Here is a 22,030-nt window from a genome sequence, read left to right on the forward strand (position 1 = left end):
GACTGGGGGAGGGGCCGGCTACCAGCAGCCGGAGGTGGCCAGGGTGCGCAGCAGCTGCGAGGACTCCTCGACGGGCACCCGCTGCGCCACCTTGGCCGCGGGGGCCATCACCCGGGCACCGGGCGGCACGTCGGCCAGCACGAGCGCGCCGGCGCCGATCAGCGCGTCGTCCCCGACGGTGACCGGACCGAGCACGATCGCGTTCGTCCCGATGACCACCCGGTCGCCGACCACCGGGTGGCGGCGGGCACCGGGCTTGCGCCAGGAGTCCCGCCAGAAGCCGACCGCGCCGAGGGTGACCTGGTGGAAGATCGTGACGTCGTCACCGATCACGGCGGTCTCGCCGATCACCACGGCGGCCCCGTGATCGATGAACACCCGCCGGCCCAGCCGGGCGCCCGGATGGATCTCGATGCCACCGGTCACGGCGCGCGCCACGTACGCCAGCACCCGTGCGGCCTGGCGGTGCCCCCCGGTGTGGAGGACGTGCGCCACCCGGTGTGCCCACAGGGCCGGCAGAGCCGGATGCAGGAGCGCCTCTCTCCGCGTGCGGATCGAAGGGTCCCGCTCGACGATCACGGAGAGGTCTTCCTTCGCCCTGGCGATCGTCCTACGCATGCCGTCCTCCGTCTGTCATGGCCTGCTCCCCGCTGCTCCGTCGGATGTGGTGACCGGGCTCAGTAGTTCGGGACCTTGACCAGCGTGCCGGCGCCCTCGACGATCTCCGGGACGTAGACCCGTTCGTTCCAGACGTCCTGCTCGACCGGCTCCAGGGCGATGGACACGGCGCCCTCGTCGACCGAGAACGCGGTCTTCACGGCGCTGGTGATCGCCTCGACCAGGTCGGAGATCTGCTGAGCGTCGAGGTTGTTCGGGAAGTGCTTGATGTTGACGTGCGGCACGCCGGTGACCTTCCTCATGAGCCGTGCGGACTTGATGGCGGAGGTGAGTTCGTCGATTCCGCCGGAGCGGATCAGGCCGTAGTGGTCGGCCTTCAGCTGGGTGATCGTGGGGGCCTTGGCCGTCAGCGCGAAGCCCGAGTCGATGAACGAGGCCTGGTCCCCGTCCGCCCGGAACACCGTGACCGGCGCCGAGACGGTGCGCTCGGCCAGCTCCTCGGGGGCGTACTCGAACAGGAAGGTCCGCCACACCACGTCGGTGATCCGCCGTACCAGGTCGCGCTCCAGGTGCTCGAACCGGCCGCAGACGAAGTCGACGAAGCTGGCCTCGTCGTGCGTCGCCGCCAGGCACTGCTCGACCGCCGACTGCTCCAGGTTCCCGGAGAAGACGGAGTAGAGGATCGCGACGAACGTGGGGTCGGTGAAGCTGGCCGCCGCGTCGGCGGGCGCCTCCAGGTGCGCCTCCACCGGGGGCTTGCCCGGCGCGAGGAGGATCACCTCGTCGACCTGCTCGCCGGCGCGCTCCAGCTGGTAGGCCACCTCGAACGCGACCCGGGCGCCGAAGGAGTAACCCCACAGCGTGTAGGGGCCGTTCGGCTGGACCTCGCGGATGAGCTCGATGTCCCGGGCGACCATCTCGTCGAAGGTCGGGTACGCGGTCTCGCCGGCGTTGATGCCGTAGGCCTGGACGCCGAGGAACGGAGACGTCAGGTCGAGCCGGCTCGCGAGCAGCCGCAGGCTCATCGGGTAGCCGCCGAGCCCGGGCCAGCAGAAGACGGGCCGGCGGCCCTCCTCGCCCGCGCGCAGGCGCACCAGCCGCGACGAGGTCGTCGAGGGCTCGCGGTCCACCCGCCGGGCCAGCTCGGCGATGGTCGGAGCCTCGAACAGCACCTGGAGCGGGAGGCTCGCGCCGAGCTCCTTGTTGATGCGGCTGATCAGGTTGACCGCGGTGAGCGAGTGCCCGCCGGAGCCGAAGAAGTCGTCGCGGATCGAGACCCGCTCCTGCTTCAGGACGATCCGCCACAGGGTGGCGATCGCCTCCTCGGTGGGCGTGCGGGGCAGGATCACCGGAGTCTCGGTGTCGTCCACGGCGGCCTTGTCCAGCTCGCGCAGCGCCTGGTGGTCGACCTTGCCGTTGGGGGTGAGCGGGAAGGCGTTCAGCACGGTGACCCGGTTGGGCACCATGTAGGGGGGCATCGCGTCGGCGAGGTTGTCCTTGACGATCTCGGCCGGTCCACGCATGTGGACGGAGTCCTCCTTCATGCCCTCGCTGAGCCGTTGCTCCTCGCTGATGCGGCCGCCGACGGCGAAGTAGGAGGCGGTGTCCGGGCCGAGCCCGACGATCTCCGCGATGCGGCGGGCGGCCGACAGCGGGTTGCCGGTCTCCGAGCTGTAGCCGGAGGACATCAGGCCGAGGCCGAGGTCGTTCAGCTGCAGGCGCTGCAGCTCGCGGCCGAGGTCGGTGTAGCGCTGCCAGGGCTCGTCCGCCCGGCCGATCATGCTGACCCCGAAGCTGGCGCGCTGGTACACCTCCTGGTTGATCGCGATGACGTGCTGCTTGCGGACCAACTCGTCGGACATCCGGACCAGTTCGCCGTCGACGTAGCGGTACTGGCCGGCGGGCAGGTCGGCGATCCGGCCGGGGTGGGCCTGCACGTAGAGGTCGACCGGGTCGGCGTCGGCCGGGGCCGCGGCGCTCTCCACCTCGTAGGTGGCCAGGTAGTAGTCCTCGTCGGGGCAGCGCAGGAGGTCCTTGACGGCGGGCTCGCCGTCGCGGGCGGTGATCCGCAGGCCGTAGCCGGGCAGCACATGGTCGAACAGGCCGACCATGTGACCGGCCTCGAACTGGAGGACCTCCTGGATGTTGTTGAGGTAGACCGCCTCGATGGCCGACCGGCGCCCGATGAAGTGGGCCTTCAGCCGCGGTTCGCCGGCGGGGGCCGGGCTGATCAGCACGAGGCTGTGGTCGACCGGGTGGAAGTAGTAGTAGCCGGGTTCGAGGCCCGCGACGCCCGACAGCTCCAGGTAGAGCTGGGTGGCGTACAGCGATCCCGGGGAGGCGTAGCCGTACTTGGGCAGCAGCCGCTCGGTACTGGTGAACTGGCCGAAGTTGCGTAGCAGCGCGCCGAGTTCGGCAGGCGTCAGGGTGTCCGGGGTGCGGGGTGCGGTCGCCTCGCCGGCCGGGCGGGCGAGCAGGTTCAGGACGTCGTCCCTGGTGACCTCGCCGCCCTCGTAGAACCGGTACGTCTTGCGGGCGAACGCCGTGCGCCGCTGCTCGGGCGTCTCCTGCCGACCCTCCAGTGCGACGGCCGGCAGGCCGGGCTCGTCGCGCACGCCCAGGCCGGCGAGCTGGGCCTTGAGCTGGAGCTTGCTCTTCTTCGACTGGTGGTGGGCGCCGTGGTTGCCCTGGTCCATCAGCGAGGCCTGGTTGGGGTCGAGCTCGATGAACGCGATGAGGTTGGCGCCGGTCCGCTGGTCGTCGCGGACCAGGACGGCGGCCCGCTTCACCCAGTCGTGGGACTCGATGGACACCTTGATCTCGTCCAGCTCGACCCGGAACCCGCGCAGCTTGACCTGGCTGTCGGTGCGGCCGAGGAACTGCACGGTGCCGTCGTCGTTCCAGCGGGTGAGGTCGCCGGTGCGGTACAGGCGGTCGTGGTCGGGGTCGTCGGAGAACGGGTTGGGGATGAACCGCTCGGCCGTCAGGTCGTCACGGTTCAGGTACCCGCGGGCCACCTGGACGCCGGCGATGTAGAGCTCGCCCGACTCTCCGGGCGCGACCGGATTCCGGGCGGCGTCGAGGATGTGGAAGCTGAGGCCCCGCACCGGCCGGCCGATGGAGATGTGGTCCGGGCCCTGGCGCACCGTGTCCCGGTCGACCGTGAGGGCCGAGGAGTTGATGGTGCACTCGCTCGGGCCGTACAGGTTGATCAGGTCGCAGTCCGGCAGCGCGTCGAAGACCTCGACCGCGAGGCTCTTGGTGAGCGCCTCGCCGCCGCTGAAGATCTGGGTGAGGGAAGTGCAGTCGGGCAACCGTCCACTGTCGACGAGCGCCTGAATGAGCGTCGGAACACCCTGAAGTGTCGTCACATCATGAGCGACGATCAGGTCGAGGAGGCCGTTCGGGTCGGCGTAGACCCCGCGCTCGCTCATCACCACGCTGGCGCCGCAGGCGGGCGCGAGGATCTCCCACTGGGCAGCGTCGAAGCTCAGCGGCGTCTTCTGCAGCACCGTCCGGGTCTGGTCGAGGCCCTGCTCGTCGGCCATCCAGCGCATCTGGGCGACGATGCTGTGCTGCTCGATGCCGATGCCCTTCGGGTTGCCCGTGCTCCCGGAGGTGTAGATGACGTACGCGAGGGAGTCGCCGTTGTCGCCCCTCGCCTCCCGGGGGGATTCGTCGGCGGCGGCCGCGGTGTCGGTGGTGTCCGCGGTGTCGGTGATGTTCGTGGCGTCTGCGGTGTCCGCGGTGTTCGTGGCGGCGAACGTCCCGGAGGCCGCCTCGGCGAGAGTGATGATCTTTGTTTCCGGCGGCGCCATGGCGGCCACCCGGGATGTCAGGGACGTGTCGGCCAGAATGACCTTGGTCCGCGAGTCCACCACCATGTACCGAACGCGCTCGTCCGGATACTCAGGTGACAGCGGCAGATACGCAGCACCGGCGTGCAGCACGCCCCAGACGCTGGCCATGAGATCGACGGACGGTTCCATGAAGATGCCGACCGGCTCGTCCGGCCGCACGCCGAGTTGCCGCAGGTGGTCGGCGATGTGCTCGCTACGGTCGCTGAGCTGCTGGAAGGTCAGTCGCTCGGCGCCACAGGAAACGGCGGTCCGGTCGGGCTGGACAAGCGTGGCCGAGCGCAGCATGTTCGAAAGAGTCAATTCCTCGGACCCTGTGAATATCGCCATCATTCCTCGAATTCGTCATTCTTCGAGCGCATAGCCGACAAGGGTGCATGCCGATATGGCCGATGCCAGAAAATGTGACCGCGGCCGCGACCGCCTGTTATCGCGGTGCATTGACCCCGGCGAAGAGGGCATGCGAAAAGCGCGTAAACAGGATGCCAAAAGAAAATTACGTGGGCATGACACTAGCTCGAACAGTCGCGGTCCATAAGGGAGTTCTCATGACCGCGCGGCGTCCAGCCGATGCTCAGGCTGAATCGGATTACTTACAACAGAGGTTCGGGCGCTCCCCTGCGCCCCCTTGCAGAAACAACACTACGCCTCCCCCTCGACCGTCGGTTGGCCGGCATCTGAATAGTCGGATGTGCTGTGGTGTGTCCGTGCTATCCGGGCCGGTCAAGCGCTCTTCCGTCGGCGATGACTCTAAAACCGGAAGACTCGCGTTGTAAATCCCCGAAGACGCTCCGCGCATGCCCTGCGTGTGCAGCTCGTGCGCAGCTCAGGCGCGGCTCGCACCTGGCGGGCTGTGCGAATGCCGCGACGGCGGACCCTGCGTTCGGTGGTCGTCGCGTGACCGTCCGGAGCCATTTGCCGTGGTCACGGGCGGTGGCCGACCGCGCCTCGGCGGGTTCGCGGGTGGTCGGAGCGCGTCATCCGGGCGGCGGCATCTTCTTACGCGGCGTCGTGATGCGATGACTTTCCGTCAGAATTCTTCTGGTTCACGACCTTGAGTGTGATCGTCGACACACCGGTTTGATGGTGACCGATCCATCCTGTGTCGCGCGCTTTCCCGTGGCGGTTTCTTGGCGGCCGTGATGTTTGCGCCAGGTTGATTGATGCCGGAGACGTGTTGGCCGCGGTGCCGGCGGGCTTTCCGGCGAGGTTGGAGTGCCGGATGGCCGGGCAATGGGCATGTACATGCTTAATCTTGCCAGGGCGGCAAGGGGAATCGCTCAAAGCCGCTTTCGGGCACGGGTTCTGAATCAGAGTCAGGTGTCCGCGGGGGCTGGATGCGCCGGCGTGGGGCGTGGGGCGGGGGCGCGGGGGCTGTGCGGGTGAGGCGGGTTGCGGGGGTCGCGGTGGTGGGCGTTCGGGCGGGGTGGGTGGCGGCGCGGGGCGGCTCGATCGTCGGGAGCCTCGGCGATCCGGCCATCGTCACCCCTCCCTCACTGCTGCATCTGACAAGCTATTGCGATCATGTCGCAATAGCTGCCGTGGTGCAATGCCTGCCCTCCTCGGTGGAGGGCGTCGGTGCGGGGCATGCTCAGGTGCGGCGTGCCGGCCGTGCTTGGTGTCCGCGCGGCGGCGCGGTGCTGTGGCGGTGCGCGGTGCTGTGGCGCTGCGTGGTGCGCGACGCTGCGGGAGGTGCCGTGCGTGGCGGAGCCGTGCGCGGTGGCGCTTGGCGCGGGCGCGGCCAGTGCCGGCGGTGCTGCGGCGGTGCAGCGTGTTCGGCGTGAGTGCGGCCGACGCCGGGGGGCGGTGCGCGGCGGCGGTGCAGCGCGCGGTTGCGGTGGCGCGGCGTGCGGCGGAGCTTGGCACGGGTGTGGCCCGCGCCAAGGCGGCGTGCGGCGGGCGGGGCGATGGTCCTTGCCGGCTCGCGATGGCGTCTTCGCCTGCGGGGTGGCAGGGAGCGGCGGTGTCGGTGCGATGAGCGCCGGAAGGGAGCCGGAGGGGCGCCGTGGTGATTCCGGTCGATCGGGGTGGAGCCGGGTCGTCGCCGGCCGGCGCGGGGTGGGCGCACTCGGCGAACAGGGGGCGCGGTCGATCGCCGGTGAGGCGACCGGGCCATGTCGGCTCAGGCTAGGTAGCGGCAATCCGATCGTCAACGGGATCGCCGGAAGCGCCGCCGAAGAAGCTGTGACGTGGCATCAAGTTGCCTGCGGGGGCGTGCGACTGGCGGCCGAGCGCTGCTCGACGTAGGCGAGGCGGTCGGCGAACACCCGAGCCGCGTCCGGGGTGAGCGTCCGCAGGGCGACGAGCGCGGAGAAGACGACGTCGCAGAGCTCGTGCTGGACGTCCTCCCAGGTGTGGGTGACCCCCTTGCGCGGGTTCTGGCCGGTGGCACCGATCACCGCGGCACCGACCTCGCCGACCTCCTCGGAGAGCTTGAGGATCCGCAGCAGGCGCTCCTCCTGGGGTGACTGCGTGCTCTCCTCGTCGAGCCAGGCGACCAGGTGGTCGACGCTCTCCCAGATCCTGCTGTCCATGCGGTGCTGCTCCCGTCGCTCCCGTGCGGTGTCGTTGGTGCTGCCACCGTACGGGAGCGCCGGAGCTGCGTGTCGGGCCCTGCACGCGGGGCTGTTGGCCGGGCGGGTGCGGGGCCGTCGGCGGGTGGGGCCGTCAGTACGTGCTGATCTTCACGTGGCGGATGTTCACCGGCAGGGTGGGGTAGCCGTCGCCGGGGCCGTTCTGGTCGTCCTCGCCGCCGGCGGCGATCTTCTGCAGGACGTCCAGGCCCGCGGTGACCCGGCCGAACGGGGTGTAGGCGGGGGAGAGTTTGGTGTCCTTCCAGACGAAGAAGAACTGGCTGCCGTTGGTGTTCGGTCCGGCGTTGGCCATGGCCACGGTGCCGGCCGGGTAGGTGGCGCCGGTCAGGTTCTCGTCGGGGAAGGAGTAGCCCGGGCCGCCGCTGCCCGTCCCGGTGGGGTCCCCGCACTGGAGGACGTAGATCCGCTGGGTGGTGAGGCGGTGGCAGTGGGTGCGGTCGAAGTAGTCGTTCTCGGCGAGGAAGCGGAACGAGAACGTGGTGCAGGGGGCCTTGTCGGTCAGAGCCTCGAAGGTGATCCGGCCCTGGTCGGTCCGCAGGGTCGCGCGGTAGGGCTCGGCGGCCTCCTCGGGGTCGAAGACCGGGATGCCCTTGAAGTCGTCGGCCGGCACGGCCGGGGTGTAGGTGCAGGCGGCGTTCGGGGCCGGGGCGGGGGTGTCCGCGACGGCGGTGCCGGTGCTCGCGACGAGCGGGAGGACGGTGGCGGCGGCGACCAGCGCCCACTGCTTGCGCTTCACGTGACGGGCCTTCCGGGGGGTGGTGGACGGCGGGATTGTCATGGAGGCATCATCCACGGCCGGATGGCGATCCGGTAGGGGGTGGCGTGGCTCCGGTTTCGGTCGTGGCGGCGGTGTAGGTGTGGTGATGGTGGATCGTCAGATTGCCTCCGGGGTTCGGTGGTTGGCGGAGAGCATCTCGCCGGTCGGAGTAGCGGGGTGGGTTGGGGTGGCAGGGGCGGTGGTGAACAGTCCGGCGCGGGCTGCCAGGGCGGCGGCGTCGGCGGCTCGCTCGGCGGTGAGGGCGTCGAGCGGCTCGCCGGTGACGAACAGGCGGTAGTAGAGCGGGGCGGTCGCGGCTCGGACGACCTCGGCGCCGTCCGTGCCGGCGGGCAACTCGCCGCGGGCGACGGCCCGTTCGGCCACTTCGGCGGCCTGGTGGTGGCGGGCCGCGAAGAAGGCGCGCAGGGCGGCGGCGCCGGCGTCGGAGCGCTGGGCGGCCGCGATCAGCGCGGTGGGGGTCGGGCCCAGGTCGGGGTCGGTGAAGACGGCGAACACCTCGTGGGTGATCCGGCGGAGATCGCCGCAGAGGTCCCCGGTGTCGGGCAGGGGCCAGGGCTGGTCGGCGGAGGCCGTCAGGGCGTCCGCGACCAGTCCGTCCACGCCGCCCCAGCGACGGTAGAGAGTCGCCTTGTGGACGCCGGAACGGGCCGCGACCGCCTCGACGGTGAGGCCGTCGTACCCCTTCTCGGTGACCTCGGCCAGCGTCGCGGCGACCACGTCCGCCCGTACCCGGGCGCTCCGACCGCCGGGGCGGGGGGTGGGGGTGTGCGGGGTCGGGGTCTCGGAATTCTCACTCAAAGTCGACTCCAGTCGCATTAAGGCTTGCCGCGGTGGGGTGGTCATGCCATGCTCATCGTAATGCGACATGAGTCGCATTACGAGAGGAGTTCTCATGTCCGCCACCACCCCCGACCCGACCGCCCTCCACCCCCTTGCCGGCCACGACCGCGTCGTCCTGCTGCGCCCCCTCGTCACGGACCCCAGGATCGAGGTCGGCGAGTACACCTACTTCGACGACCCCGACGGAGCCACCCGCTTCGAGGAGCGCAACATCCTCTACGCCTACGGCCCCGAGCGCCTGGTGATCGGCAAGTACTGCGCCCTCGCCACCGGCACCCGCTTCCTCATGGCCGGCGCCGCCCACCCGACCATCGGCGTCTCCACCTTTCCGTTCACGATGTTCGGCGGCAGCTGGACCGAGCAGACCCTCGACATCGTCACCGGCCTCCCCAGCCGGGGCGACACCGTCGTCGGCAACGACGTCTGGTTCGGCCACGGCGCCACCGTCCTGCCCGGAGTGCGCATCGGCGACGGGGCGATCATCGCCGCCGGAGCCGTGGTCACCTGCGACGTCGACCCCTACACCGTCGTCGGCGGCAACCCCGCCCGCCCGATCCGCCGCCGCTTCCCCGACACCGACATCGAGCTCCTCCTGCGCGCCGCCTGGTGGGACTGGCCCGTCGATCTCGTCACCGCACACGTCCGCGCCATCATGGCCGGCACCCCGGCCGACATCGGCGCGATCGCCGAGGAGCACGGCCTGCTCGCCGCTTGACCCGTGGTTCGAGCCGAATGCCGGACGGGCCGGAGCCGTCATATTCGCCGCAGGGTGCGGCGGGCGTAGTCGACGGTGACCGCGCCGAGCAACGGGCCCCAGGCCACCAGAGGCAGATAGGCGAGGGTCATCACCGCGGCGGCGACACCGTGCGGGGATCCGGGCTCGGCCATGTTCCGGGCCCAGCCGCCGAACAGCGCGAGCAGGCCGAGTGCGGTCAGGACCGCCGAGCCCAGCGCGGCCGGGACGATCGCCGCGAACGGGTGGACCGCCCGGCCGCCGACGAGCGGGATCCAGCGCGGCACCACCAGGCCCCACGGGCGGACCAGCCCGACGGTGAGGAAGGCCAGCGTCTCCGCCACGGCGCTGAGCGCCACGACGTACACGGTGCCCCAGCCCGGGTAGTACCGGCGGACCTCCTCGGCCATCGCCCCGCCGAACCCGACCGGGACACCGACGCCGAGCGCGATCCGCCACAGCCCCGAGGGCACCGTGGTGCACACGGCGGCCCTGGCCGCCAGCTCGGCCCAGCGCGGCGCGGGCGGCACGGCCTCAGCGGCGACCCGCGCATCGATCACGATCTCCGACATGGTGGTGGACTCCCCTCCCGGCCGGCCCGGCGACCGATCCGACGGCTCAAGCCTGGCGGCCGGAGCCGGGCGGCGGTAGCTGCCGATCGGGCTGTTCTCCCAGCTCAACAGGCCTGCGAAATAGGACGATCGGCACAGCCGATCCGCCTCGACGCGTCGTAATGTGGGCGCAGTCGAAGGGAGGTTGTGACGATGACTCAGATGCTCTCGCTGGTCGTACCGGCTGCCGTGCTGCTCGGCTGGCCGCTCCGCACCCGCTACGGGACGGCCTCCGTGGTGTGCGCGGCCGGAGCGCTCTCGGTGGCCGCCACGGTCGGCGTGTGGATCGCCGGCCGGTGGACGGAGGCGGACCGCTGGCCGGGCCTGGTCGGCCTGTTCGAGCTGGCCGTCCTGCTGCTGTCGACCGTGCTCGCCCTGCGGGCGGAGGACGGCCGCAGGGCCGCGGCGGCGGCCTGGACGGTCGGCGGCGCCGTCTCGCTCTGGCCGTCCCGCTTCGGGCTGGTGACCGGCCCCGGAGACGTGCTCACCCTCTTCGGCTTCGGCGCGCTCTTCGCACTCCCCGCCGTCCTGACCGGGCTCTACCTGCGTCGCCTCGACGAAGGCCGACGCCGGGCGGTGGCCGAGGCCCGCCGCTCCCAGCGGCTGGAACTGGCCCACGACCTGCACGACTTCGTCGCGCACGATGTCAGTGGCATGGTCGCGCAGGCCCAGGCCGGCGCGTACCTGGCCGCGATCGACCCGGCCGGGGCCGTCGCCATGTTCGAGCGGATAGAGCAGGCCGGGCAGCGGGCCCTGGCATCGCTGGACCGGACGGTGCAACTGCTGCGCACGGAGGAAGGGACCGGGCGCGGCCCCCAGCCGGGGCTGGCCGAACTCGCCGAGGTGGCCGAGAGGTTCACGGCCACGGGCGGCGCGGAGGTCCGGCTGGAACTGCCGGACGCCCCGGTCCCGAGGGAGGTCGCGGGGACGGTCCACCGGGTCGTCGTCGAGGCGCTGACCAACGTCCGGCGGCACGCCCCGGGCGCTCGGCGGATCGACGTCCGGGTCGGCTGCACCGGCGGGTGGCTGGAGTTGACCGTGACGAACGACGGCCGGGCACCCGGCCAGGGCGGGCGTCCCCGTCGGGGCGGTGGCAGCGGACTGCCGGGGTTGGCGGCCCGGGTGGAGGCCCTCGGCGGCACGTTCGACGCCAGCGCGCACGAGCGGGAGGCCTGGCGGGTGACGGCGAGGCTGCCGCTGGACGCGCGGGAGCAGCAGGTGCAGTCGGAAAGGCCGGCGATTCCGGCGAGGACCAGCGGGAGGGAGAAGTGAGCATGAGCAGCGGCGCGGGGCCGACTCGCATCCTGGTGGCGGACGACCAGGCGGACGTCCGCGGCGCGTTCCGGATGATTCTGGACGTGCAGCCGGACATGGTCGTGGTGGCGGAGGCGGCGGACGGCGCCACGGCCTTGGCCGAGGCCAGGCGGCTGAAGCCGGACGTGGTGCTCGCGGACATCCGGATGCCGAAGCTCGACGGCCTGGAGGTCACGCGGCAACTGGCCGGGGAGTGCAAGGTGATCGTGGTGACCACCTTCGACCTGGACGAGTACGTGCACACGGCCCTGCGGAACGGTGCGGCCGGGTTCCTGCTGAAGCGTTCGGGGCCGGTGCTGCTGACCGAGGCGGTGCGGGCGGCAATGGCCGGGGACGCGTTGATCAGCCCACAGGTGACCGTCCGGCTGCTGCGGCACATGGCAGGGCAGGAGCCCGATCGGCAGGCCGATGCTGGGCCCGTGACGGCGCCGCTGATAGCCGGCTCGGCGGAGGAACTGACCGCGAGGGAAAGGGAGATCGCGGAACTGGTGGCGGACGGCGCGACGAACGCCGAGATCGGAACGGGACTGTTCATCTCACCGGGCACGGTGAAGAACCACCTCGCCAACATCCAGCGCAAGCTCGGTGCCCGTAACCGGGTGGGCATTGCGGCCTGGGTCTGGGAACAGGCGGCCGGTATCCGGTAGCCGGCCCCATGGGACCGCGGCTGGGGTCTCGATCCTGGCTGTGTCACCGCTGTCCGGGAGGGGAACGCCTTCCGAGGAACTGGTCGGCCTCACCCGGAAGCAGGAGGTGTGTCCTCCGTCGCCCATCACGACGCTGGCTGGCCCGGCGCGGCAGCCGTCCGGCAAAGGGGGCGAAGTCCTGGCCGTGTTGCCGGTCGGGCGCGGCCCCGACCCTGGGTGGTCGCGCCCGGCCCGCGGCGACCAGATGGGCCGCGACCCAGCAGGAAGAAGACGGTGCCGTCCTCGTGTGGGGGTCACCGTGTAGGAGGCGGTGCCGAGCTGCACCGCAGCCGAGCCGCCACCGGCCGCCTGGGAGGGGGCCCAAGGAGACTTCGCGCGCTTGTGAACGAAGGGTCAAGCGAGCGTTCACCCCCCGGCCACCCCTCCGAGTGAGCCGCTATAACACGTCAACATGGCGCCCGGAAATTTGCCATCCCCGGAGCATAGTTGATATAGGAGCATGGCCCTGACCAGCCGCTTCACAAGTAAATACGACTGGTTGTGACCATTTGACTGCTTTGTGTTGACGGAACTGGGCATGTTCGCATTCACCCACATTCCCAGGGTGTCGTAGATCACAAAGATCCCGGCGAACTGCGTGTCGCAGATCACAAGCCGACGGGCATAGGATGCGCTCGTTCCAGCCTTTGTGAACTGCCTCACATGAGGTGGATCTCGGGAACTGGAGCGCGGGTTCACCTCAGCGTGACCCGCCGGTTCCGATCTGCAGTCAAGGACGACTGGACGGAGGGAGCGGGGGCTATGAATGCCTACGCGCCGATCCTCGTACTCGGTGCCATCGCGGCGGCGTTCGCGGTCGGCTCCGTCGTGATGGCCTCACTCACCGGCCCCAAGCGCTACAACCGGGCCAAGTTGGAGGCGTACGAGTGCGGCATCGAGCCGACCCCGCAGCCCGTGGGCGGCGGTCGGTTCCCGATCAAGTACTACCTGACGGCGATGCTCTTCATCGTCTTCGACATCGAGATCGTCTTCCTCTATCCGTGGGCGGTGACCTTCGACGCCCTCGGGATCTTCGGGCTGGTCGAGATGCTCCTGTTCATCGCCACCGTCTTCGTCGCCTACGCCTACGTGTGGCGGCGCGGCGGCCTGGAGTGGGACTGAGCGCTGGGCGCCCGCCCACCCGTCGGCAGCCTGCCCCGGTCGGCCCCGGCGACCCCTTGTGAACGAGCGGACAAGCCCGAACGGCCGACGAACCCGAAGGGACGGACGGACGGGCCAGGAACCAGCGGACAAGCCAGAACCGGCCGATGAACCACCGGACTTGAGGCATTGAGAGGGATCTGATGGGAATCGAGGAGAAGCTGCCGAGCGGCTTTCTGCTCACGACCGTGGAAGCGGCCGCCGGCTGGGTGCGCAAGGCGTCACTCTTCCCGGCCACCTTCGGCCTGGCCTGCTGCGCGATCGAGATGATGACCACCGGCGCCGGCCGCTACGACCTGGCCCGGTTCGGCATGGAGGTCTTCCGCGGCTCCCCCCGGCAGGCCGATCTGATGATCGTCGCGGGCCGGGTGAGCCAGAAGATGGCCCCGGTGCTGCGCCAGGTGTACGACCAGATGGCCAACCCGAAGTGGGTCATCTCGATGGGCGTCTGCGCCTCCTCCGGCGGGATGTTCAACAACTACGCGATCGTGCAGGGGGTCGACCACATCGTCCCGGTGGACATCTACCTGCCCGGCTGCCCGCCCCGCCCGGAGATGCTGATGGACGCCATCCTGAAGCTGCACGACAAGATCCAGCACGAGCCGCTGGGCGTGAACAAGCGCCGGGCCGAGGAGCTCGGCGAGGCGCTCGCCCTGCGGGCCACCCCCATCAGCGAGATGCGGGGGCAGCTGCGATGAACGAGCAGGTACCCGAGATCCGCCGCGAGCAGCCGGTCCGCGAGATCCCGGTCGAGGTGGTCGGTCGCCGCCAGGGCATGTTCGGTGCCCAGGACAGCGGCGACACCTCCGGTTTCGGCGGCCTCGCCGCGCCCGTCGTGCTACCCGGACCGAGCGAACGCCCGTACGGGGGCTGGTTCGACGAGGTCGCCGACGAGCTGGAGGGCGCCCTGGAGGAGCAGGGCCTGGACCCGGCCGACGTGATCGAGAAGACGGTCGTGGACCGTGGCGAGCTGACCTTCCACGTCGACCGCGCCCACCTCCTGCGCACCGTCCGCGTCCTGCGCGACGATCCGGCGCTGCGCTTCGAGCTGTGCCTCGGCGTGAGCGGCGTGCACTACCCCGGCGACAAGGGCCGCGAGCTGCACGCGGTCTACCACCTGCGCTCGATCACCCACGGCCGGCTGATCCGGCTGGAGGTCACCGCGCCGGACGCCGACCCGCGCATCCCGTCCGTGGTGAGCGTCTACCCGACCAACGACTGGCACGAGCGCGAGGCCTACGACTTCTTCGGTCTGGTCTTCGAAGGCCACCCGGCGCTGACCCGGATCATGATGCCGGACGACTGGCTGGGCCACCCGCAGCGCAAGGACTACCCGCTCGGCGGCATCCCCGTCGAGTACAAGGGCGCCCAGATCCCGGCACCCGATCAGCGGAGGTCGTACAGCTGATGAGCACCCAGCACTACGAAGAGGCGCACGAGGAAGCCCGCGAGGAAGCCCGCGAGGAAACCCTCAGGGGAGCCAGCCAGGAAGCCGGAGCGGCCGAAGAGGCGCAGGCCCGCGAGACCACCGAGGGCCGCGTCTTCACCGTCACCGGTGGCGACTGGGGCGAGGTGGTCGAGGCGGTCGGCCGGGCCGACGACGAGCGCATCATCGTCAACATGGGCCCCCAGCACCCGTCCACGCACGGCGTGCTGCGGCTGATCCTGGAGATCGACGGCGAGACGGTGAAGGAGGCCCGCTGCGGCATCGGCTACCTCCACACCGGCATCGAGAAGAACATGGAGTTCCGCAGCTGGGTCCAGGGCACCACCTTCGTGACCCGGATGGACTACCTGACGCCGCTGTTCAACGAGACCGCCTACTGCCTCGCGGTCGAGAGGCTGCTCGGCATCACCGCGGACGTCCCGGACCGGGCGAGCGTCATCCGCGTGATGATGATGGAGCTCAACCGGATCTCCTCGCACCTGGTCTGCCTGGCCACCGGCGGCATGGAGATCGGTTCCACCACCCTGATGATCTACGGCTTCCGGGACCGCGAGCTGATCCTGGACGTCTTCGAGCTGGTCACCGGCCTGCGGATGAACCACGCGTACGTCCGCCCCGGCGGCCTCGCCCAGGACCTGCCGCCCGGCGCCGTCGACCAGATCCGCGAGGCGGTCAAGCTCCTGCGCTCCCGGATGCACGAGTACGACAAACTCGCCACCGGCAACCCGGTGTTCAAGGCCCGCCTGGTCGACGTCGGCTTCCTGGACCTGCCCGGCTGCCTGGCCCTCGGTGCCACCGGCCCGATCCTGCGCGCCACCGGCCTGCCGCACGACCTGCGCAAGTCCGACCCGTACTGCGGTTACGAGGACTACGACTTCGAGGTCGCGGTCGCGGACGGCGCCGACTCCTACGGCCGTTTCCTGATCCGCCTGGAGGAGATGCGCCAGTCGCTGCGGATCGTCGAGCAGTGCCTGGAGCGGCTGCGTCCGGGCCCGGTCATGGTGGCCGACAAGAAGATCGCCTGGCCCGCCCAACTCGCCGTCGGCCCGGACGGGATGGGCAACTCGCTCGACCACATCCGGAAGATCATGGGCACCTCGATGGAGGCCCTGATCCACCACTTCAAGCTGGTCACCGAGGGCTTCCGGGTCCCGGTCGGCCAGGCGTACGCGGCGGTCGAGTCGCCCAAGGGCGAGCTGGGCGTGCACGTGGCCAGCGACGGCGGGACGCGCCCCTACCGGGTCCACTTCCGCGATCCGTCGTTCACCAATCTGCAGACGATGGCGGCGATGTGCGAGGGCGGCCAGGTCGCCGACGTGATCGTCGCGGTGGCCGGGATCGACCCGGTGATGGGAGGCGTGGACCGGTGACCAATGTCGAACTCGGACTGCCGGCGCTGCCGGCGAAGCCGTACCCCGAGGAGGTGCACACCCGGCTGGCCGCGGACGCCGCGGAGCTGATCGGCCGCTACCCGGTGGCCCGTTCGGCACTGCTGCCGCTGCTGCACCTGGTGCAGGCCGAGGAGGGCTTCGTCAGCCCGACCGGCATCCGGTTCTGCGCCGAGCAGCTGGACCTGACCACCGCCGAGGTCACCGCGGTCGCCACCTTCTACACGATGTACCGGCGGCGTCCGGCCGGGAAGTACCACGTCGGGGTGTGCACCAACACGCTGTGCGCGGTGCTCGGCGGCGATCAGATCTTCGACGAGCTCCAGGAGCACCTGGGCATCCGCAACAACGAGACCACCGCGGACGGCGATATCTCGATCGAGCACATCGAGTGCAACGCGGCCTGCGACTACGCCCCCGTGGTGATGGTCAACTGGGAGTTCTTCGACGACCAGACCCCCGAGAGCGCCCGGCGGCTGGTCGACGACCTGCGCGCGGGCCGGGAGGTCCGGCCCACCCGCGGCGCCCGGCTGTGCGGCTTCAAGGAGACGGCCCGCATCCTGGCGGGCTTCCCCGACGAGCGTCCGGGTGTCAACGACGAGTCCGGCGCCGGCGGCGCGCCCTCGCTGGCGGGCCTGCGGCTGGCCAGGGGCGAGGCCCTGCCCGGCACCGGCGGCACCAGGGTCGTCTCCCCGCGCCACGAGGAGCACCTCGGCCAGGAGCCCCACCCCGAGGAGCCCGGCCACCAGGACCGCCCCGGCCAGGAAGGGACCGAAGCGTGATGACCTCCGCCGAGCCGGCCGAGAAGCTGCTCACCCCCGTCCTGTCGGCCTCCTGGGACGACAGCCGCCCCTGGACGCTCGCCACCTACCGCCGCCACCACGGTTACGACGGCCTGAAGGCGGCCCTCGCGATGCCGCCGGACGACGTGATCGCCCTGGTCAAGGACTCCGGTCTGCGCGGCCGCGGCGGTGCAGGCTTCCCGACCGGCATGAAGTGGCAGTTCATCCCGCAGAACGACGGCAAGCCGCACTACCTGGTGGTGAACGCGGACGAGTCGGAGCCGGGCACCTGCAAGGACATCCCGCTGCTGTTCGCGAACCCGCACGCGTTGATCGAGGGCATGGTCATCGCCTCCTACGCGATCCGCTGCGACCACGCGTTCATTTATTTGCGCGGCGAGGTCGTCCCGGTGCTGCGCCGCGTGCACGCGGCGGTCGCCGAGGCGTACGAGGCGGGGCTGCTCGGCCGCGACATCATGGGTTCGGGTGTGGACCTCGACATCACCGTGCACGCGGGCGCCGGCGCCTACATCTGCGGCGAGGAGACGGCGCTGCTGGACTCGCTGGAGGGCCGCCGCGGCCAGCCCCGGCTGCGTCCGCCGTTCCCGGCGATCGCGGGCCTGTACGCGTGCCCGACGGTGGTCAACAACGTGGAGTCGATCGCCTCGGTGCCGTCGATCCTGGCCCGGGGCAAGGAGTGGTTCAAGGGCCTGGGCACCGAGAAGTCCCCGGGCTTCACGCTCTACTCGCTGTCCGGCCACGTGACCAACCCCGGTCAGTACGAGGCGCCGCTCGGCATCACGCTGCGCCAGCTGCTGGACCTGAGCGGCGGGATCCGCCCGGGGCACCGGCTGAAGTTCTGGACGCCGGGCGGCTCGTCGACCCCGATGTTCACCGACGAGCACCTGGACGTGCCGCTGGACTACGAGGGCGTCGGCGCGGCCGGGTCGATGCTCGGCACGAAGGCGCTGCAGGTGTTCGACGAGACGACCTGCGTGGTGCGGGCCGTCACCCGCTGGACCGAGTTCTACGCGCACGAGTCGTGCGGCAAGTGCACGCCGTGCCGCGAGGGGACGTACTGGCTGGTCCAGCTGCTCAAGCGGATCGAGGCCGGCGAGGGCGTCGAGGGGGACCTGGAGAAGCTCCTCGACATCGCCGACAACATCAACGGCAAGTCGTTCTGCGCCCTGGGCGACGGCGCGGCGAGCCCGATCGTCTCCTCGCTCCAGCACTTCCGGGCCGAGTACGAGCAGCACCTGGCCGAGCGCCGCTGCCCGTTCGACCCGGCTGCCTCCACCGTCTGGGCCGACGGGCCCCGCCCCGGCCACCAGTCCGCCACCGAGAGGGAGGTGCACGCGTGACGATCACGGAGCAGGCCGCCCCCGAGGCGGCGGTCGAGCTGGTCACGCTCACCATCGACGGCGTCGAAGTGCAGGTCCCCAAGGGGACGTTGGTGATCCGGGCCGCCGAGGTGATCGGCACCCAGATCCCGCGCTTCTGCGACCATCCGCTGCTGGATCCGGCCGGCGCGTGCCGGCAGTGCATCGTGGAGATCGAGGGCCAGCGCAAGCCGGTGGCGTCCTGCACGATCCCGGTCGCCGAGGGCATGGTGGTGCGCACGCAGCTGAGTTCGCCGGTGGCCGAGAAGGCGCAGCGCGGTGTGATGGAGCTGCTGCTGATCAACCACCCGCTGGACTGTCCGGTGTGCGACAAGGGCGGCGAGTGCCCTCTGCAGAACCAGGCGATGTCGACGGGTGCCGCGGACTCGCGCTTCGAGGGCATGAAGCGGACGTACGAGAAGCCGGTTCCGGTGAGCAGCCAGGTGTTGCTGGACCGGGAGCGCTGTGTGCTCTGCGCCCGCTGCACGCGCTTCTCGCAGCAGATCGCGGGTGATCCGTTCATCGATCTGGTGGAGCGCGGTGCGTTGCAGCAGGTCGGTACGGGCCAGGGTGACGATTTCGAGTCGTACTTCTCGGGGAACACGATCCAGATCTGTCCGGTGGGTGCGCTGACGTCGGCGGCCTATCGCTTCCGCTCGCGTCCGTTCGACCTGGTGTCGTCGCCGAGCGTGTGCGAGCACTGCTCGTCGGGCTGTGCTCAGCGGACCGACCACCGTCGGGGCAAGGTGCTGCGTCGCCTTGCGGGTGAGGATCCGGCGGTGAACGAGGAGTGGAACTGCGACAAGGGCCGGTTCGCGTTCCGTTACGCGCAGCAGCGGGACCGGTTCACGACTCCGCTGGTGCGGGTGGACGGCGAGTTGGTGCCCGCTTCCTGGCCGGAGGCGCTGGCGCGGGCGGCCGAGGGGCTGCGCGGCGCGCGGGCGGGTGTGCTGCCGGGCGGCCGGGTGACGGTCGAGGACGCGTACGGGTACGCGAAGTTCGCGCGTGTGGTGCTGGGCACGAACGACGTGGACTTCCGGGCCCGCCCGCACAGCGGTGAGGAGGCGGACTTCCTGGCCGCGGCCGTCGCGGGGCGTGGTGTGGACGTGGACGGCGGCGGCGTCAGCTACGAGCAGTTGGAGCAGGCGCCGGTGGTGCTGCTGGCGGGTCTGGAGCCGGAGGAGGAGTCGCCGATCGTCTTCCTGCGGCTGCGGAAGGCGAATCGCAGCAAGGGCCTGAAGGTGTACTCGGTGGCGGCGTTCGCGTCGCGGGGTCTGGCGAAGCTGCACGGTGCGTTGCTGCCGGCGGCGCCGGGCACCGAGCCGGAGTGGTTCGGGGCGCTGGCGGCGGACGAGCCGCTGACCGACGACGCGGGGCGCGCTGCGGAGCTGTTGCGCGCGCCGGGTGCGGTGATCCTGGCGGGTGAGCGGCTGGCCGTGATCCCGGGGGCGTTGACGGCGCTGCTGCGTCTCGCGCACGCGACGGGTGCCCGGCTGGCGTGGGTGCCGCGCCGGGCCGGTGAGCGGGGCGCGGTGGAGGCGGGTGCGCTGCCGGGCCTGCTGCCGGGCGGCCGTCCGGTGGCCGCTCCGGCGGCGCGGGCGCAGGCGGCGGCGCTGTGGGGTGTGGCGGAGCTGCCGTCGCGGCTGGGCCGGGACACGGACCAGATCCTCGCGGCGGCGGCGCGCGGTGAGTTGGACGCGCTGGTGGTCGGCGGGGTGGATCCGGATGATCTGCCGGATCCGGCGCTGGCGGACGAGGCGCTGGCGGCGGTGCGGTTCGTGGTGTCGCTGGAGTTGCGTCCGTCGGCCGTCACGGGGCGTGCCGACGTGGTGCTGCCGGTGGCGGCGGTGGCGGAGAAGGCCGGCACGTTCCTGGACTGGGAGGGCCGGGTGCGGATGTTCGAGCCGGCGCTCAAGCCGGACCAGTTGATGGGCCGCCATCTTCACTCGGACGTGAAGGTGCTGAACATGCTGGCGGACGCGCTGGGTCACCGGCTGAGCCTGCCGGACGTGCGGTCGGCCCGGTTGGAGCTGGACGGGTTCGCGCCGTGGACCGGGGACCGGGCGGCGGATCCGGCCGCGCACCCGGGAGTGCTGCCGCGGCCGGCCACCGGGCAGGCGGTGCTGGCGGGCTGGCGCCAGTTGCTGGACAACGGGTCGCTCCAGGAGGGGGATCCGCATCTGGCGGGCACCCGGCACCGGGCGGTGGCCCGGCTCTCGCCGGTGACGGCGCGGGAGGTCGGCGCGCGACAGGGCGAGGACCTGCGGGTGACGGGTCCGGCCGGTTCGCTGACGCTGCCGCTGGAGGTCACCGAGTCGCTGCCGGACCGCACGGTGTGGATCCCGCTCAACTCGACTCCGGGCGGCGCGCACCGCACGCTCGGCACCGTCGTCGGCCAGCTGGTCACGATCGCCGCCACCGACGCCGTGCCCGCCGTGGCGGATGCGGCCGCGGAAGGGGAGGACCGATGAACAACCCGCAGCCGTACGAGATGCTCAGGTTCTTCGGCCATGACCCGTGGTGGCTGGTGCTGTTGAAGGCGGTGTTCTGTTTCGCCTTCCTGGTGCTGACGGTGCTGATCGCCATCGTGTGGGAGCGCAAGGTGGTGGCCTGGATGCAGTTGCGCATCGGGCCGAACCGGCACGGTCCGTGGGGTCTGCTGCAGTCCCTGGCGGACGGCGTGAAGCTGGCGCTCAAGGAAGACCTGGTGGTCAAGGGCTCGGACAAGGTGGTCTACGTCCTCGCTCCGATCGTGTGCGCGATCCCGGCGTTCATGGCGTTCGCGGTGATCCCGTTCGGTCCGGCCGACAACGAGGTGTCCGTCTTCGGGACCCGGACGGCGATGCAGCTGACGGACCTCCCGGTGGCGCTGCTGTACATCCTGGCGACGGCGTCGGTGGGCATCTACGGGATCGTGCTGGCGGGCTGGTCCTCCGGGTCGACGTATCCGCTGCTGGGCGGGCTGCGTTCGTCGGCGCAGATGATCAGCTACGAGATCGCGATGGGCCTGTCGTTCGCGGCGGTGTTCATCTACTCGGGGTCGATGTCGACGTCGGAGATCGTGGCGCAGCAGCAGCCGACGTGGTTCGCGGTGCTGTTGCCGGTGTCGTTCATCGTGTACATCGTCTCGATGGTCGGTGAGACGAACCGGGCGCCGTTCGACCTGCCGGAGGCCGAGGGCGAGCTGGTGGGCGGGTTCAACACCGAGTACTCGTCGCTGAAGTTCGCGATGTTCATGCTGGCCGAGTACGTGAACATGGTGACGGTGTCGGCGGTGGCGTCGACGCTGTTCCTGGGCGGCTGGCGGGCGCCGTGGCCGGTGACGGAGTTCTGGGCGGGCGCGAACCACGGCTGGTGGCCGATGCTGTGGATCACGTTGAAGATCCAGTTGCTGCTGTTCTTCTTCATCTGGCTGCGCGGCACGCTGCCGCGGCTGCGCTACGACCAGTTCATGAAGCTGGGCTGGAAGGTGCTGATTCCGGTCTCGCTGGTGTGGCTGGTGCTGATCGCGAGCGTGCGGGCGCTGCGCAACGAGGGGTACGGCTTCGGCGAGGTGGTGCTGTACGTGGGGGCGCCGGTGGGCGTGATCCTGCTGCTGTCGCTGCTGCGGGACTTCGCGCGCAGGCAGCCGGAGCCCGCAGCGGCATCGGGGGAGGGGGAGCCTCCGGGTGGGGGCACCTCCCGGCCCGAGGCCGGGGGAGAGTTCGACCCGATGGCGGGCGGGTACCCGGTGCCGCCGCTGCCGGGCCAGGTGCTGCCGCCCGTTCCGCGCCGGCGCAGCCGGGCGCCGAAGCAACTCCAGGACGCCCTGAACGGGTCCGACCATTCCGAGGGGAGCTGAT

The 22,030-nt window shown here is 70.9% G+C and carries 17 protein-coding genes; 11 read left to right on the plus strand and 6 right to left on the minus strand.

The window, feature by feature from the left end; translation table 11 throughout:
- Positions 1-18 precede the first annotated feature (18 nt).
- From epsC to ACWCXH_RS19465, 5 genes are all read right to left on the minus strand, one after another.
- On the minus strand, positions 19-618 hold the full coding sequence (gene epsC / locus ACWCXH_RS19445) for a serine O-acetyltransferase EpsC (RefSeq protein WP_449802657.1): 600 nt from the start codon (positions 616-618) through the stop codon (positions 19-21).
- A gap of 59 nt (positions 619-677) precedes the next feature.
- Entirely contained in the window at positions 678-4,763 is a 4,086-nt protein-coding gene (locus ACWCXH_RS19450) for an amino acid adenylation domain-containing protein (protein ID WP_449802658.1), read from the minus strand.
- A 1,907-nt stretch (positions 4,764-6,670) separates the two neighbouring features.
- Positions 6,671-7,009, minus strand: coding sequence for a MazG-like family protein (locus ACWCXH_RS19455; RefSeq protein WP_449802659.1), 339 nt, complete (start codon positions 7,007-7,009; stop codon positions 6,671-6,673).
- A 133-nt stretch (positions 7,010-7,142) separates the two neighbouring features.
- Complete coding sequence (locus tag ACWCXH_RS19460) at positions 7,143-7,847, minus strand: peptidylprolyl isomerase (RefSeq protein WP_449802660.1); 705 nt, start codon at positions 7,845-7,847, stop codon at positions 7,143-7,145.
- A 96-nt stretch (positions 7,848-7,943) separates the two neighbouring features.
- Positions 7,944-8,645: a TetR/AcrR family transcriptional regulator gene (locus tag ACWCXH_RS19465; RefSeq protein WP_449802661.1), complete on the minus strand. Its 702-nt coding sequence runs from the start codon at positions 8,643-8,645 to the stop codon at positions 7,944-7,946.
- A gap of 94 nt (positions 8,646-8,739) precedes the next feature.
- Here ACWCXH_RS19465 and ACWCXH_RS19470 point away from each other — a divergent pair, with 94 nt between their 5' ends.
- Positions 8,740-9,402, plus strand: a complete 663-nt coding sequence (locus ACWCXH_RS19470; RefSeq protein WP_449802662.1) for a CatB-related O-acetyltransferase — start codon at positions 8,740-8,742, stop codon at positions 9,400-9,402.
- 38 nt (positions 9,403-9,440) lie between these two features.
- Here ACWCXH_RS19470 and ACWCXH_RS19475 read toward each other — a convergent pair whose 3' ends face one another.
- Positions 9,441-9,992 carry a hypothetical protein gene (locus ACWCXH_RS19475; RefSeq protein WP_449802663.1) on the minus strand — a complete coding sequence of 184 codons (552 nt, stop codon included), beginning with the start codon at positions 9,990-9,992 and terminating at the stop codon, positions 9,441-9,443.
- A 192-nt stretch (positions 9,993-10,184) separates the two neighbouring features.
- Between ACWCXH_RS19475 and ACWCXH_RS19480 the strand changes: the two genes are divergently transcribed.
- The 10 genes from ACWCXH_RS19480 (at position 10,185) to nuoH (ending at position 22,029) form a co-directional block, all read left to right on the plus strand.
- Entirely contained in the window at positions 10,185-11,303 is a 1,119-nt protein-coding gene (locus ACWCXH_RS19480) for a sensor histidine kinase (RefSeq protein ID WP_449802664.1), read from the plus strand.
- Between the two features lie 2 nt (positions 11,304-11,305).
- Positions 11,306-11,992 (plus strand): response regulator, encoded by a 687-nt coding sequence (locus tag ACWCXH_RS19485; protein WP_449802665.1) that lies wholly within the window; start codon positions 11,306-11,308, stop codon positions 11,990-11,992.
- An 801-nt stretch (positions 11,993-12,793) separates the two neighbouring features.
- Entirely contained in the window at positions 12,794-13,153 is a 360-nt protein-coding gene (locus ACWCXH_RS19490) for an NADH-quinone oxidoreductase subunit A (RefSeq protein ID WP_030060100.1), read from the plus strand.
- A gap of 182 nt (positions 13,154-13,335) precedes the next feature.
- The gene (locus ACWCXH_RS19495; protein ID WP_449802666.1) at positions 13,336-13,890 is read left to right on the plus strand and encodes a NuoB/complex I 20 kDa subunit family protein; all 555 of its coding nucleotides are present in this window, start codon (positions 13,336-13,338) and stop codon (positions 13,888-13,890) included.
- The gene (locus ACWCXH_RS19500) at positions 13,887-14,600 is read left to right on the plus strand and encodes an NADH-quinone oxidoreductase subunit C (RefSeq protein WP_449802667.1); all 714 of its coding nucleotides are present in this window, start codon (positions 13,887-13,889) and stop codon (positions 14,598-14,600) included. The genes ACWCXH_RS19495 and ACWCXH_RS19500 overlap by 4 nt, the downstream gene beginning before the upstream one ends.
- The gene (locus tag ACWCXH_RS19505) at positions 14,600-16,009 is read left to right on the plus strand and encodes an NADH-quinone oxidoreductase subunit D (RefSeq protein ID WP_449802668.1); all 1,410 of its coding nucleotides are present in this window, start codon (positions 14,600-14,602) and stop codon (positions 16,007-16,009) included. Before ACWCXH_RS19500 ends, ACWCXH_RS19505 begins: the two co-directional genes overlap by 1 nt.
- A complete protein-coding gene (gene nuoE / locus ACWCXH_RS19510; protein WP_449802669.1) occupies positions 16,006-16,809 on the plus strand; it encodes an NADH-quinone oxidoreductase subunit NuoE in 804 nt (267 codons plus the stop codon). The genes ACWCXH_RS19505 and nuoE overlap by 4 nt, the downstream gene beginning before the upstream one ends.
- Positions 16,809-18,170 (plus strand): NADH-quinone oxidoreductase subunit NuoF, encoded by a 1,362-nt coding sequence (gene nuoF, locus ACWCXH_RS19515; protein WP_449802670.1) that lies wholly within the window; start codon positions 16,809-16,811, stop codon positions 18,168-18,170. The genes nuoE and nuoF overlap by 1 nt, the downstream gene beginning before the upstream one ends.
- Positions 18,167-20,659 carry an NADH-quinone oxidoreductase subunit G gene (locus ACWCXH_RS19520; protein ID WP_449802671.1) on the plus strand — a complete coding sequence of 831 codons (2,493 nt, stop codon included), beginning with the start codon at positions 18,167-18,169 and terminating at the stop codon, positions 20,657-20,659. Before nuoF ends, ACWCXH_RS19520 begins: the two co-directional genes overlap by 4 nt.
- Positions 20,656-22,029 (plus strand): NADH-quinone oxidoreductase subunit NuoH, encoded by a 1,374-nt coding sequence (gene nuoH / locus ACWCXH_RS19525; RefSeq protein ID WP_449802672.1) that lies wholly within the window; start codon positions 20,656-20,658, stop codon positions 22,027-22,029. The genes ACWCXH_RS19520 and nuoH overlap by 4 nt, the downstream gene beginning before the upstream one ends.
- Position 22,030 lies beyond the last annotated feature (1 nt).

This window comes from Kitasatospora sp. NPDC001660, assembly GCF_053596725.1.